Annotated in this window: 11 protein-coding genes; 7 read left to right on the top strand and 4 right to left on the bottom strand. The window is 50.9% G+C overall.

All coding sequences use genetic code 11. The features are described 5' to 3' along the window. Window positions 1-298 precede the first annotated feature (298 nt). Window positions 299-1,342: an SMP-30/gluconolactonase/LRE family protein gene (locus SH449x_RS16160; RefSeq protein ID WP_482377110.1), complete on the top strand. Its 1,044-nt coding sequence runs from the start codon at window positions 299-301 to the stop codon at window positions 1,340-1,342. A 113-nt stretch (window positions 1,343-1,455) separates the two neighbouring features. Beyond that, window positions 1,456-3,390 (top strand): alpha/beta hydrolase family protein, encoded by a 1,935-nt coding sequence (locus SH449x_RS16155; protein ID WP_482377109.1) that lies wholly within the window; start codon window positions 1,456-1,458, stop codon window positions 3,388-3,390. Between the two features lie 23 nt (window positions 3,391-3,413). On the opposite strand, the gene SH449x_RS16150 is transcribed toward SH449x_RS16155, so the two are convergent. Continuing rightward, complete coding sequence (locus SH449x_RS16150; RefSeq protein WP_482377108.1) at window positions 3,414-4,868, bottom strand: cryptochrome/photolyase family protein; 1,455 nt, start codon at window positions 4,866-4,868, stop codon at window positions 3,414-3,416. A 91-nt stretch (window positions 4,869-4,959) separates the two neighbouring features. Then, window positions 4,960-5,307, bottom strand: coding sequence for a DUF3088 family protein (locus SH449x_RS16145; RefSeq protein ID WP_482377107.1), 348 nt, complete (start codon window positions 5,305-5,307; stop codon window positions 4,960-4,962). A gap of 234 nt (window positions 5,308-5,541) precedes the next feature. On the opposite strand from SH449x_RS16145, the gene SH449x_RS16140 reads away from it, so the two are divergent. The 5 genes from SH449x_RS16140 to SH449x_RS16120 all read left to right on the top strand — a co-directional run bounded on the left by SH449x_RS16140 (window position 5,542) and on the right by SH449x_RS16120 (window position 10,095). Continuing rightward, window positions 5,542-6,159: a Uma2 family endonuclease gene (locus SH449x_RS16140; RefSeq protein WP_482377106.1), complete on the top strand. Its 618-nt coding sequence runs from the start codon at window positions 5,542-5,544 to the stop codon at window positions 6,157-6,159. A 192-nt stretch (window positions 6,160-6,351) separates the two neighbouring features. Continuing rightward, a complete protein-coding gene (locus tag SH449x_RS16135) occupies window positions 6,352-7,104 on the top strand; it encodes a flagellar hook-basal body protein (protein WP_482377105.1) in 753 nt (250 codons plus the stop codon). Between the two features lie 36 nt (window positions 7,105-7,140). Further along, window positions 7,141-7,944, top strand: coding sequence for a flagellar basal-body rod protein FlgG (flgG, locus tag SH449x_RS16130; protein WP_482377104.1), 804 nt, complete (start codon window positions 7,141-7,143; stop codon window positions 7,942-7,944). A gap of 15 nt (window positions 7,945-7,959) precedes the next feature. Beyond that, complete coding sequence (gene flgA / locus SH449x_RS16125) at window positions 7,960-9,258, top strand: flagellar basal body P-ring formation chaperone FlgA (protein WP_482377103.1); 1,299 nt, start codon at window positions 7,960-7,962, stop codon at window positions 9,256-9,258. Window positions 9,259-9,276: 18 nt separating this feature from the next. Further along, window positions 9,277-10,095, top strand: coding sequence for a flagellar basal body L-ring protein FlgH (locus SH449x_RS16120; RefSeq protein WP_482377102.1), 819 nt, complete (start codon window positions 9,277-9,279; stop codon window positions 10,093-10,095). 199 nt (window positions 10,096-10,294) lie between these two features. Here the strand turns inward: SH449x_RS16120 and SH449x_RS16115 are convergent, their stop codons facing one another. Together SH449x_RS16115 and SH449x_RS16110 are read right to left on the bottom strand one after the other, a co-directional pair. Next, a complete protein-coding gene (locus SH449x_RS16115; protein ID WP_482377101.1) occupies window positions 10,295-11,665 on the bottom strand; it encodes a Gfo/Idh/MocA family oxidoreductase in 1,371 nt (456 codons plus the stop codon). Between the two features lie 284 nt (window positions 11,666-11,949). Further along, the gene (locus tag SH449x_RS16110; protein ID WP_482377100.1) at window positions 11,950-13,416 is read right to left on the bottom strand and encodes a DUF1501 domain-containing protein; all 1,467 of its coding nucleotides are present in this window, start codon (window positions 13,414-13,416) and stop codon (window positions 11,950-11,952) included. Window positions 13,417-13,423 lie beyond the last annotated feature (7 nt).

The following is a 13,423-nucleotide window of genomic DNA, read 5'->3' as shown; positions in this document are numbered from 1 at the left end:
CCTTGCCCATGAAAATCGTATTGAGGCGGCACGTCGGGGAGTCCCAAGCGTTGCGAAAATTTCGTTAGACTATCGGAGAACTCCGCATCTCCCCTCATTTTCCTAGGCAGATTTCGCCCCCTGCTGCTCGCTGATGTTGCAGGCAATGGACGACAATTTCACCATCCGTAGGCAAACAGCCCGCATACGATCCTTTAGATTGGTTATGATACGTTTTTCGCTTGACGCAAATTATTGCTTGTCACGCCTCCCCACGCCGTCATCCCTTTCCACTCCAGACTTATTGATTTTCTGCATCATGAAGTATCTAAAACACTTGGTCCACCGGTCCGTACCACTTCTCAGCCTGGGATTGCTATTCACGACGTTATTGAGCAACTTTATGACACTCCACGCACAAACAACAAGAACACTCGGCACTATCGAGCGATTCGACCCAGCACTGGACGCGCTGCTCGCCTCCGATGCCAAGCTAGAGATTCTCTCCGACGGGTTCACATGGACCGAAGGCCCCGTTTGGATTGGAGATGAAAAGTCTGGGCACTTGCTATTTTCTGACATTCCACGTAATTCCATTTTCAAATGGACACGTGCCGGCGGTATCCAGTTATTCATGAATCCATCTGGCTATACGGGAGTCACCTACTACGGGCTTGAGCCGGGAGCGAACGGTTTGCTGCTCGACAAAGATGGCAACTTGGTCATGTGCGAACATGGCGATCGCCGCGTCAGCAAATTGACTCCTGGAGGGGGCAAGATAACGCTGGCAGATCAATACCAAGGCAAGCGACTGAACAGCCCGAACGATGGAGCTCTTAAGTCGAACGGCGACATTTACTTTACCGATCCACCGTACGGACTACCCGCTAGGGAAAATGATCCGCGACGAGAATTGGAACACTTTGGGGTGTATCGAGTGTCCAGCACGACGCGCGAGGTGACACTTCTAACTACGGAGCTCCAACGACCCAATGGGATCGCTTTCTCGCCCGACGAAAAGACCTTGTATGTTGCCCAAAGCGATCCGAACAAAGCGATTTGGATGAGCTTTCCAGTCAAAGATGATGGCTCACTAGGACCGGGCAAACAATTCTACGATGCGACAAGCTCGGTCGGTAAAATGCCCGGATTGCCCGATGGGCTCGCAGTTGACCGATCCGGAAATCTCTGGGCGAGCGGCCCTGGCGGGGTTTGGATCTTCGATGCACAAGCGAAATTGCTCGGGCGAATCAATACTGGTGAACGAACCAGCAACTGCACTTTTGGCGAAGATGGTAACACACTGTTCGTAACGGCGGACAGCTACATCTGCCGGATCGTTACTAAAACAAAAGGCAAATAGCTTTTTATCGCAAACACCGGCGCAGCCTTTTGTTTGCGATTTACTTTTTGACTTTTTGTGCTGATGCACAACGCATACCTTCCCGCCATCCCTCCTTTGCGAAAACCCTACCTATGAGTTACCTACCTAAAATGTGGAATCGAAGAGCCCTCGCGGCTTCCTTTTTGGCGACTTTTCCTTGTACAGTAATTGGCTTGGGGCAATCGCCAGAGACGTTGGTCGCGAGCCATTCGACGAGGTCTGTCGATGCAGTGCAACTCAAGGATTTGGACGGTCATTTTCCGTTTCAGGTTCCTAGTTCGAAAGAGACGTGGGAAGAGCGAGCTGCTGAGTTGAGACGGCAAATCAAGGTTTCGCTTGGGATGGTGCCTATGCCAACGCTGGCACCCCTAAAACCAACGGTTCATTCCCGGCGCGAGATGGATGGATATGCCGTTGAAAAGATTTACTTGGAATCTTTTGCCGGGCTGTACGTTACGGGTAGCTTGTATACACCCCTTGATACCGAGGGAAAGAAACTGCCTGCGGTTTTGTGCCCACATGGTCACTGGTCCAACGGGCGTTTCCTGAAAACGGGTGATGGTGAGATTCGGAATGAGATTGCCAATGGAGGCGAGCGATTCGAGTCCGCCGCGAGAAGCCCGCTTCAAGCTCGGTGTGTTCAATTAGCTCGTATGGGATGCGTGGTCTTGCACTACGATATGCTCGGTTATGCCGACAGTCGCCAGATCGACTTTAATCGTGCGCATGGGTTTGGGAATCACGGTCCGAATCCGGATGTGGCTGCTGATAAATGGCTCTTGTTTAGCCCTCGTGCTGAAGAGCTGAATCAGAATGTTATGGGAATTCAAACGATCAACACATTGCAGTTGGTTGAGTATTTGTTGAGTCGCGATGATGTTGATCCCTCTAAGCTTTCGATAACGGGGGCGAGTGGCGGGGGTACGCAAACGTTTATCGCTTCTGCAATCGAACCGAGGTTCTGTGGTGCATACCCTGTGGTGATGGTGAGCACGGGGATGCAAGGTGGCTGCACATGCGAGAACGCTAGTGGGTTGCGGGTTGGCACAGGCAACGTGGAAATCGCGGCGCTGACTGCTCCTAAACCAATGGGTTTAAACTCAGCAAACGATTGGACCAAAAACATGGCATCGGACGGAGTTCCGGAACTTAGAAAACTGTACGGACTGTATGGTGCAACCGATCGGTTGTCTTTTCAAGCAGCCACACACTTTGGACACAATTATAATCATGTCACCCGAGTCGCCATGTACGGATTTATGAATCGACTTTTCGGACTAGGGCATAGTGAACCGATCTTGGAAGGAGATTTCACTTACTTGACTCCTGAGGAGCTAACCGTTTGGAACGAGGAACATCCCGAACCGCGAACAGGCATTGCTTTTGAAGCCGACTTCTTGGCGGCGTGGCAAGCTGATGTAGAGAAGCAGCTTCGAGCCAATCCCGCATTGGTACGCGAAGGGTGGCTTGGGACGCTATCCGCTGCCAATCATTTGGCTAAAGAAGTTGCCCGTAAAGATGAAACACACTTTACGAATGGGACGGGGACCGTTGTTTGCGAGCTTGGCCAGGCAGTGACGAACTCTGATAGGGTTACGTTATGTGTAGCCTTATCTGACGATCCTGCCAGTACGATTCCACAGGGGGCGGTGCGTGTCGATGTCGAAGATATCTATGGGCTGGATTCAGGTACGGTGCAGTCTTTGGTTAAGAATCCCAGGCTCTCAGCTTCGTACACTTACGGTTACAATGCTCCGTTGGCTGTTAGGCGATTGGCATCATTGCTGGGAACCATCGACATTCTTGCGCAATCTGGTGCATCGTTCGAATTGACGGGAACCGAATCGACGGTATGGATGGTGCCTGCTGTCAAATTGTTGCGTCCGGAAAGCAAACTCGTTTTCAATGCTCGGGGACTGGCTTACGATTTCACCTCTGACTCCATCCGGGATCACAAGTTTCTACCTGGTGCGAGTCGCTATCTCGGCCTAGCGGGACTGATGCAAGCAGCAGGTATGAACAACTAGCTGCATCGCTCTTAATGCGAATGCTAGGATAGACTATCGAGGAATCGCTGAGCGGTAATGCGATGATCGCTCAGCTTGGCTCCCATTTTGTCGAGTTGGCTCGTCATGACTCGCATACGTGGGTTTTTCTCGAAGAAGGGGCGTTGATTGGCTACAAAATTCCAGTAGAGCGCATCCCAAATCGGGCACCAGTCTCCTTTTTTGAAATCGCTCATCTTGAGAACATAGCTCGAACCGCTGATGTAGGGCTTGGTCGTCATGAGTCCACCGTCCGCATGTTGACTCATACCGTAAATGTTTGGGACCATCACCCAATCGTAGGAATCAATAAAGAGTTCCATGAACCAGCGGTACACTTCATCGGGATGAAACTCGCACAGGAGCATAAAGTTTCCTAGGATCATAAGCCGCTCGATATGGTGACAGTACCCCGTTTTAAGGAGACGGCGTATCACTACATCAATGGGCTCGATCCCAGTCGTGCCATCGTAGAATGACTCCGGAATGGGGCGACTTTGATTCCAGAAGTTGGTCGTCCGCTGCTGTCGTCCTTTGGTGAGATAAACGCCGCGAATGAACTCTCTCCAACCGATCACTTGGCGTATGAAGCCTTCGAGGGAGTTGATAGGAACATCGGATTGTGCCAGAGCTTCCTGAATGACATCATCGGGTGTAATCAGGCCGATGTTAAGCATGGGCGTTAGGCAGGAATGGAACAAAATAGAATGATCCGCGAGGATAGCATCTTCGTAGTCCCCGAAGAGAGCTAGCCGATCTCGGACAAACTGCTGGAGCCACTTGAGAGAATCTTTCCGAGTGACAGGATAGAGCAAAGGAGCATCGGGACCGATCGCGTTCGGAAATCGTTTCGCAACGTACTGTCTGGCTTCTTCTGTGTAGGAGTCTTGCTTTATAGATGGTTCGGAAGGAAGTTTCAGTCCTTTCGGGACTCTCTTTCGATTCTCCGTATCAAAACTCCATTTCCCCCCCACAGGCGATCCGTCTTGATCGAGGAGGCAACTAAGTCGTTTTCGTTGTTCGATGTAAAAGCTCGTAAAGAAGAGTTTCTTTTTGGCAGAGAATTCCTTTTGAATGGTTTCGGTGGATGTGAGAAAGCTCGGGTCTGGCAGCCATTCCAAGCGGATCTTGTTGTCTTGGCAAGCTTGTGAGATACCGCGATGAAGATAATCGTCGCTTGGATCGACGCACTGCACTTGTTTGATGCCGGATTTCTTGAGAACTCGACCGATGTCTGCTGTGGATTCGAGCTCACTGGCATCGATGTAGTGCGTATCGACCTTTTTATTGAGTTGGGCAGCGAAGTGTTTCATCGAAGCTCGATGGAGCATCAGTTTTTGGCGATGAAACGAATACTGACTAAAAAATAGGGGATCCTCGATCAGAAACACCGAGCGTCCCGGGAGGATGCCAGGATGCCCTTGAAAGAGTTGATGAGGGTAGAGTAAGGTCGCATCCATAGAGGTGGCCCAGTTGGCGAAATACGATTCGAATGGTTACGAAGTTTAGTGAATCGCCAAGCCCCAGGGAGCGAATGTACGCCGTGTATGGCTAGTGAGGCCGAGACACGCCGTAAACATGGGCCCAATATTGCGTAATAGCTTTGGCACCGGAGATAAAGCTGAGGTTGTTCACTTGTCCAGTTACAAAACCGAGAGCGTCCATGGGGGGTGCTTTCGCGAGGATGAGAACGGGGCAGCCTTGATGATCCGGCCCAATCATCTCAACGATGTCCTGGCGTGGCCGAGGAAAGTCGACGTACCGGATGTCCAAGTGGTGCCGTAGCTTAGGGAAATAAGACAACACCCCGGTGACTTGGGCGCAGTCGGGGCAGTAGTAGGGGAGACCTGGACCGTCAGGAAAGTCTTCTTTGAGAAGGAACAAGATGTCTCGTTTCATAGCGATCTCCAGACGAAAACGATAATAGCAATTGAGATACAGTGATGATTGTTAGACATTCCGGGACCAGTTGTGTCAAATGGTAGAAGCTCGGAGGCTTAACTCTTGCGAGTTTTACTTTCCTCAACACAGGGCATATTCTATGATGTTAGAGGGAGCGAAAGCTATCGTGATTTGATCGGCTTGTTTGGCGATTGTTGCGAATTCCTAACTACCTTTACAGGTCTTACAGATATGTCGACTGCACTAAAGAGAATGACTGTCGCAGAATACTTGCACCGCGAACGGCAAGCCGAGTTCAAAAGCGAGTTTTTTAACGGAGAAACTTTCGCCATGGCCGGTGGGTCACCGACCCATAGTTTGATAGCGGCCAATGTTAGCGGCGAAGCTAGGCAGTTGCTGAAGGTAGGAGGTTGCCAGGTGTTTAACAGCGATCTTCGTGTACTGGTAGATGCCACAGGACTGTATACTTATCCCGATGCGACAATCGTATGCGGCGAACTGGAATTCGCTGATGAAAAGCGAGACACACTGGTTAACCCAACCGTATTGATCGAGGTACTATCCGAATCGACGGAAAAGTATGATCGAGGAAGAAAATCGCAACACTACAGGCAGATTCCTTCTCTGAAAGCTCTTGTGCTGATCTCTCAAGAGGATTTCCATGTTGAGTGGCATACGCGACTAGACGACAATTCTTGGTTGCTTCAAGAGCGTCAGGGACTCGACGACCACCTAGAGTTGAATTCGATAGGGATTCGCATTCCCCTGGCAGAGATTTATAGAGGAGTTGTCGTGCAGCCCGTCCCGAAGGAACCAAGCCCAAACCAATCCGGCCCAACGGAGAAGTAAAGGATCGGATTCTTGTGTTTGAATTCGCCACTAGTTCCGTTTTCCTCAGATTTTTTCTGCGGTGAGCCAGCGCAACCTGTGAATGTAGGAGAACTAGTCAAGGCAGGTAGATTTAGCTAGGCCTCCGTTGGCAGAACTGCCATTTTCACGACTGGATGGAATCGCTAATGTCCGAGGCGTCAGGAGGACGCTATGCCATTCGGAATCTACCTATCAGCTGCGGGAGCGCACGTACAAAATCATCGGCTCGAGGTGTTGAGTCACAACATCGCGAACATCAATACGCCTGGATTCAAGCAATCGTTCGCGGTTCTTCAGTCGCGACACAATAAAGCGGTTGAAGAGGGTGGGATAACTCCCGGCAGCGGCACCCTGGCCGATATCGGAGGCGGTGTAAAAATCCAGCCGACCGAAACTAGTTTTTCACACGGCCCCATGGAGCGGACTGCGAATAAGACCGACTTTGCGATCCACGACAAGGACAGCTTCTTCGTCGTACGACGTGGCGACGAGCAATTCCTGACCCGCGCGGGTGGGTTTGTATTCAATAACGCTGGGCTGTTGACCACGACCGATGGAGACCCCGTGCTTGGACTAGACGGTAATCCTATACAAATCGATCCATCCCGACGCTACGAAGTGAGCGACGACGGTGTCATTCAACAGGATGGAGCTGGAATATCGCTCATGGTCGTTCGTCCGAATAACGTCGGAGACCTTAGTCGCGTTGGTGACAACCTGTTTAAAAGCTTGTCAGAGGTTCAGCCCGTCCCACCCAATCAACGAGCAGTCGTAAGTGGCTTCTTAGAGAAATCCTCTGTCAATCCAACGCTCGCCATGATGGAGCTCATCGAAGCTTCACGCGCCTACGAATCCAATCTGCGACTTATTCAGCATCAAGATCAAGCCTACGGGAACTTGATCGGACGAGTCCTAGCCAGCTAAAAACATCACGTTTAGAAAATTTTTGCAAGGTGAATCATGAGTATTCAAACCCTATACACAGCCGCTTCGGGCATGGATGCCATGCAAACCAAGCTGGATGTGATCGCCAATAACATCGCCAACATGAACACCACGGCATTCAAGCGAGACCGAGCGAACTTCGAAGACTTGCTCTATCGCACCGAAGCTTATCCAGGGATGCTAGATGCTCAGCAGAACCCAACCCCGGTCGGAGTTCAAGTGGGCCTAGGAACTCGGGTGCAAAGTACGCAGAAGGACTTTCGACAAGGTACGATCGAACAAACTGGTCGCGAGCTGGATGTAGCGATAGAGGGACCCGGATTCTTTCAAGTCTTCGATCCCGTTTCGCAAACCCAGCAATACACTCGCTCAGGTAACCTTGACCTCAACGCCAACGGCCAAATAGTGATCGGTTCGGCCCAGACAGGCCGCTTGATCGATCCGCCGATTCAAATACCACAAGGAGCGACGGCGATTGTTATCAGCTCTAACGGCCAAGTCTCCGTTCGACTACCGGGCAATCAACAGCTCCAACCCGTAGGGGATGTACAGATGGCCAACTTTATCAATCCAGATGGATTGCTCAAAGTGGGCGAAAATCTCTACCAACTAACGGATGCCAGTGGACCAGCCATTCAGGGGCAACCAGGACTCGACGGCTTTGGCATCATTCGCCAAGGTTCACTGGAGAAGTCCAATGTGGAACCAGTCCGGGAGCTTATCGACTTGATCACAACGCAACGTGGATTCGAACTGAACTCCCAAGCGATCCAAGCAGGAGACCAAATCTTGCAACAGATTGCAAATCTACGACGATAGGTTTAGTCCCATACCATGAACGAATACCTACTTAGCAATCGTACAAATCGATCTGTGTTGCGAGCATCGAGCCACGCGATAGTCGCTATGCGCCTCGCTTGCTGCTGGGTTATTGCGTTCGTCTCACAGGGTGTCCTTGCTCAATCCAATTATGGTACGAACTCCTCATTGTCGACGATGGCGACATTGCAAATGAAGACGAGTGTCGATGTGGACAGCAACCTGCTCAAGCTTGGTGATATCGTCCAGGTCAAAGCCCCCGCTGAATGGCAATCGAAACTCGAGTCCTTGCCCTTAGGGCCTTCACCTATTCTCGGCAAGACACAGTCCCTAACGGTCGACGATATCAAGGAAATATTGCAACGTAGAGGATACAACCCTGCTCAATTTCGTTGGGAGGGGGGGGCTTCGTGCCGAGTTTCTCGAGTAACGCAAACGGTATCCGTAGCCACCCAGTCAGCACCCATCGTCGAGAATCCATTATCGAGTATGTACCGATTAGCTAGCGGCCCGACCAATACGCCACCCCAGTCTACATCCCCTTTCACCCGCCCCGGATTGAAAACAGTTCCTGATCGCGATCGATTCGTTCCCACCAACACCAGCCCTACTGTTGTTGTACAGGCGGAGCGAATTGCGACACAAGCAATTACGAACTATCTACAAACTAAGGCTGACGCGAATGTTCCCTGGAAAGTTTTTCCTATCATCACGCCTGAGGTAGCACCTCACCTTGTTCAGCGTCGTCAAATTCTAGGCGTCACGGGAGGAGAACCACCTTGGGATGGCGAACAGATTTTTGAACTGTTGCTAAAGGATCCGCAAGGGGAATACACCATTACCATTCCCGCGACCATTCAATTACCCGATCTGGTAGTTGCAAGTAGCAGGCAACTTTCCAAGGGGCATATCTTGCGAGTGGAAGATCTCGTTCATGTCCCCATGCCTCGGAATCTGAAGATCGACTCGGATGATTACTTTACAAGTTTTGATGATTTGATTGGCAAGGAATTAAAACGTTCGATGAGCACGAACCAAGTGATTCGGGCCTCGGAAGCTGGTACTCAGACTTTGGTTCAAGCGGGTGATGCTATCAAGATCGTCGTGCAAACGGCAGGCATCGTAGTAGAAACTCATGGTCGAGCATTGAGTAGTGGTGGCCAGGATGATCTGATCACCGTGGAGGACACCGACTACAAAGGCCGATTGACGGCACGGGTCATCGGCCCGCGCGAGGTCCAAGTTACCTCGCACGGAACGACCATACAACGCACCGCAAAAAATCGCACCTCTACCAATCGAATTCAACGCTAACGCATGAAGGATTCCAAGATGAAGAAAAATAGTATTTGGTTTGGCGTTCTAGGATTCTGCTTGTGTCCTTTCGGCTCGGCTTTTGGGCAAAGTGGCAGCCTATTCCACCGACCGGCTCAAGCGAACACCGTGCAGATGGCTAACTATCGTCCGCAAGATGTTGCACCGAATATGGATCCCACTGGACGAGCGCAGCAACAAACATTTGCAAATTCAAATGCTCCAGATATGATGCAATCCAATGATGGTGCAATCATGCCACCGGGGTACGATATGGATCCAGCGTACGGTATTCAAGCTGGCTTGACCTACATTCCACCAAGCCAAGCGAGAACCATTGCCATGCATGATGCTGTAATGGTAAGGGTCGACGAAGCTGGTACGGCGTTAATGTTAGGAAATGCTACATCGAGAAAAACAACGCAATTGGATGCGGTCCTCAGCAACTGGGTGAAGCTCGAGAACTTCAACCTGAAACCAGCCGCTCAGAAGGATGGAGATCCGAGAGTGTTTGGTCTCAGCAATGAGGTTTATCGAGGTGACTCCTTGATACGCACCAATGAAAGTCTGACTTTTAACATTGCGACTCAGGTCGTCGATATAAAGCCCAACGGTTTACTCACCCTGCAGGGCAGCAAGAAAATCACCTTTAACGACAACGTCATGGAGGTGTTTCTAATCGGCAGTTGCCGGGTACAAGACATTGATGCCAGCAACACGTTGTTAAGTCGGAATTTGCTGGATCTCGAAATCAAGCGAGCTGACGATGGCCACGTACGAGATGGTTACTCACGCGGTTGGCTCACCAAACTCTACGCCAAGTTCAAACCGTTCTAAAGACCGACATTATTTACCTCCGTCAAAACCAAATCCAATGGTGGCTGGGAAGAATTGAAAGATTGCCGGCGGAGTTGCGTAAACCAAAGCTCCACGATGAAGAAGTCGGATAGGACATAGGGGGCCTATCCGAGATGCAGCTTATATTAACGAGTTGCGCGACGGGCAATCCGGCTATCCGCTGAACATAGTCAGCGGACTACATATTGATTTCAAAGCCCTTGCGGCTCTCGCGCTGCAGGAACGAGTTCGCTTGTTCGTCACCCACGATTTCTCGCTTCACGGGATCCCAAGTTAACTCACGCCCCAGGCGAATGGCGATGTTGGCCAAATGGCAAGTTTCGAGCATTCTGTTGTGGGTCCAAACATCAGCGATCGGCTGTTTGCGAGATCTCATTGATGCGATGAAATTATCGGTGTGGTTCTCGCTTACAGGACCACCATAAATCTCTTCGATAACTCCTTCTGGCAGAGGATTGCTCTCGAGTTCCTCAACTGGCTTACCGGTGAGTCGGCCTCGATTCACAAAGATCCGTCCTTCCGTACCCTCGAATAGAATACCGTTATCTCCTTCGCTGGTGATTACCATGGGGATGTCGCCAGGCATGTTGGCAAGAATCTCGAACTTGGTCGGCGAGTTATATCGATCGCTTACCTTGGGATAACCGTTTTCGTAATCCACAGGGAGCGAGAAGCTGACGGGAGTGATCTTATTAGGGCCTGTCTCGTGAGCTCCCAGCGCCCAGGTAGCAATGTCCACGTGGTGAGCTCCCCAGTCGTTCATCTGGCCACCAGAATACTCATACCAGTTTCGCCATGCATAATGGCAATTGGTGAAGAGAGGTACGCCTCCGCCGTAGCCTTGGCGAATTTCTGGCAAAGCGCGGTACGGTACAAACGGAGCAGGTCCTAACCAAGTATCCCAATCGAGCCCGTCAGGTACATCGATGGCTGGTATCTCTGGAGAGCCCGTTGCTCCATTAATGCCGCAGGTCACCTTTTTGATTTCACCTAACCGACCGCTACGAACGATTGCAATCGCTTTCAGGAAGCGACTGTCGAACTCGGTGCGTTGCATGGTCCCGACTTGGCAGATGCGCCCCGTTTGCTTGACCATCTTCTCGATAAGCTTGCCCTCATCGATCGTCAGCGTCAGTGGCTTCTCGCAATAAACATCCTTGCCCGCCAACATGGCTTCTACCGTAATCTTGGTATGCCAATGATCGGGAGTGGCAATCATGACCGCATCGATATCTTTGCGATCTAGGATCTCTCGGTAGTCTTTGTACCCATCGGCCGCCTTGCCCGTTTTGTTCTTTAGCCTCTCATTGATAGAGCCCAAGACGTTGGCATCCACATCTGCAAACGCCGCAAAGTCAGCGTACTTAGTGGATTTGTCGGTGATCGTCCAACCCTGGTTCCGCAATCCAATCGTCGCAAAGACGGGTCGTTCGTTTGGTGAGTATAGTGCACGGGATACGCCACTGGTGCCTACGAAAAAACCAGTACAAGCTGCCGCTGACGTGGCCTTTAAAAAGTTACGACGGCTCTTGTTCTTGGGAGAGATCATTTTTTACCTTTCAAGAAATCCAATGATGAGGAGTTTTTCGCTGTTGAATACGATGAGATAAGACTGATAAGACGAGTCGGTCAAGTGTCTGGAAACGATGAAATGTATCTGTCCAGCCCTACTGAAAAGTGCCCCTAACAGGAATTTGCAACAAAGCTGCGAATTCCTCCTACCCAGTATATCGTTCGAATTCCCAATGTGGAACAGTGGGTCAATAAATGGACCGTTTCGTCGCCGAATCCTCCCTTAATTGAGAAAAAACTGGGGCGACCTATCCGAGCGCCTTATGTGTTGATCTGCCGAAAGATGTCCCGCGCAGGCAGGCCCTTGCCATCCTCCGTCGCGTAAAAGGGACGTTGCTCGACATCAAACGCTGTCTGGGGACTGACTCCCATGGCATTGAATATCGTCGCGTGCAAATCAGTCACGCTTAAGGGCTTGTCCACTGCCACAAACGGTCTTTCCACTGCTGATGCTCCGTAAAGCTGCCCCCCTTGAACGCCGCCACCCCACATGACGACACAGGATGCACCTGTGAAATGACGATGTTGTCCATAGTGTTTCATCGTCTTTAACTCTTCCACTGGTTCCGTCGTTTGGTCGGCGGCATTCGAGCCCGGTTTCCCTTCCATGATCATGTCCCGACTGAATTCACTGGCTAGAATCACCAACGTTCGGTCCAGCAATCCTCGACTCTCCAAGTCCAAGATTAACTGAGCGATGGGCTGATCGATTTCCTTCTTCATTCGTTGAAGCGTCGTATGTCCGTCCGCGTGAGTATCCCAATGCAAAAACGGAACGTACTCCGTTGTGACCTCGACAAACCGAGCTCCGTTTTCAACCAGTCGACGTGCGAGCAAACACCCCCGACCAAATCGTCCCGTATCGTACTTGGCATAGCTCTCTGCTGGCTCGAGCGAGATATCAAATGCCTCTCGCTCTTTCGAGCTTAACAGCCGATACGCATTTTCCATCGAACGTAGCTGGGATTCGTATTGAAAGTCACTCAAGTAGTCACGTTGCGGCGATTGATCGACTAGTTTCTTGAACAATTTCTGCCGATTCGCAAATCGACCGGCATCCATTCCAGCTGGCGGCCGGACTGATTGAGCGGCCTCCTCGGGAAACGGTAAGTTCAAAGGACCAAACTCACTCCCAAAGAAACCCGCCGTCGTGAATGCTTTCAGCTCTTCTTGTTCGCCCACTCCTTCCAAACGCTGACCTATGTTAACAAAGGCTGGCATCACGGGATTCAATGGGCCCAGAACCTTTGCCATCCAAGCTCCAATATGCGGACATGCAACCGTTTGCGGCGGCACATACCCTGTGTGCCAGTGGTACTGATGTCGCGAGTGCAATATGCTCCCCAAGTCAGGCAGAACATGAGAGCGAATCAAGGTTGCTCGATCCATGACTTGAGCAATGTGTTCTAAACCTTCGGTCAACTTGATGTCATCAACAACCGTATCGATAGAGGGAAAGGTGCTTTCGATTTCTGCGACAGGCACCCCGACCTTGAATGGAACATATCGCTTCGGATCAAACGTATCCGGAGCGGCCATGCCACCACCCATCCACAGAACGATACACGAATCGGCGGTAGCAATAGGATGTTGAATGGGCTGACCATCGGCGGCAGCCCTCAAATGCGGCGCACCAAAACCAAGCGTTGTAACACTTGCTGCGGCTAGCTTTTTCAGGAATTCGCGACGTGCTTCGAACTCCCATTCCATTCTGTTTCGATGTTGCATGATTTCC

The sequence above is a fragment of the Brakhagea baltica genome (assembly GCF_052161605.1).
In the GTDB taxonomy this organism is placed as follows: Bacteria; Planctomycetota; Planctomycetia; order Pirellulales; family Pirellulaceae; genus JBKCUI01.
This window is presented reverse-complemented; position numbering and strand designations above follow the sequence as displayed.

Coding starts and splice junctions, on each gene's coding strand:
- SH449x_RS16160 (WP_482377110.1), top strand. CDS start 299: ATGAAGTATCTAAAACACTTGGTCCACCGGTCCGTACCACTTCTCAGC.
- SH449x_RS16155 (WP_482377109.1), top strand. CDS start 1,456: ATGAGTTACCTACCTAAAATGTGGAATCGAAGAGCCCTCGCGGCTTCC.
- SH449x_RS16150 (WP_482377108.1), bottom strand. CDS start 4,868: ATGGATGCGACCTTACTCTACCCTCATCAACTCTTTCAAGGGCATCCT.
- SH449x_RS16145 (WP_482377107.1), bottom strand. CDS start 5,307: ATGAAACGAGACATCTTGTTCCTTCTCAAAGAAGACTTTCCTGACGGT.
- SH449x_RS16140 (WP_482377106.1), top strand. CDS start 5,542: ATGTCGACTGCACTAAAGAGAATGACTGTCGCAGAATACTTGCACCGC.
- SH449x_RS16135 (WP_482377105.1), top strand. CDS start 6,352: ATGCCATTCGGAATCTACCTATCAGCTGCGGGAGCGCACGTACAAAAT.
- flgG (WP_482377104.1), top strand. CDS start 7,141: ATGAGTATTCAAACCCTATACACAGCCGCTTCGGGCATGGATGCCATG.
- flgA (WP_482377103.1), top strand. CDS start 7,960: ATGAACGAATACCTACTTAGCAATCGTACAAATCGATCTGTGTTGCGA.
- SH449x_RS16120 (WP_482377102.1), top strand. CDS start 9,277: ATGAAGAAAAATAGTATTTGGTTTGGCGTTCTAGGATTCTGCTTGTGT.
- SH449x_RS16115 (WP_482377101.1), bottom strand. CDS start 11,665: ATGATCTCTCCCAAGAACAAGAGCCGTCGTAACTTTTTAAAGGCCACG.
- SH449x_RS16110 (WP_482377100.1), bottom strand. CDS start 13,416: ATGCAACATCGAAACAGAATGGAATGGGAGTTCGAAGCACGTCGCGAA.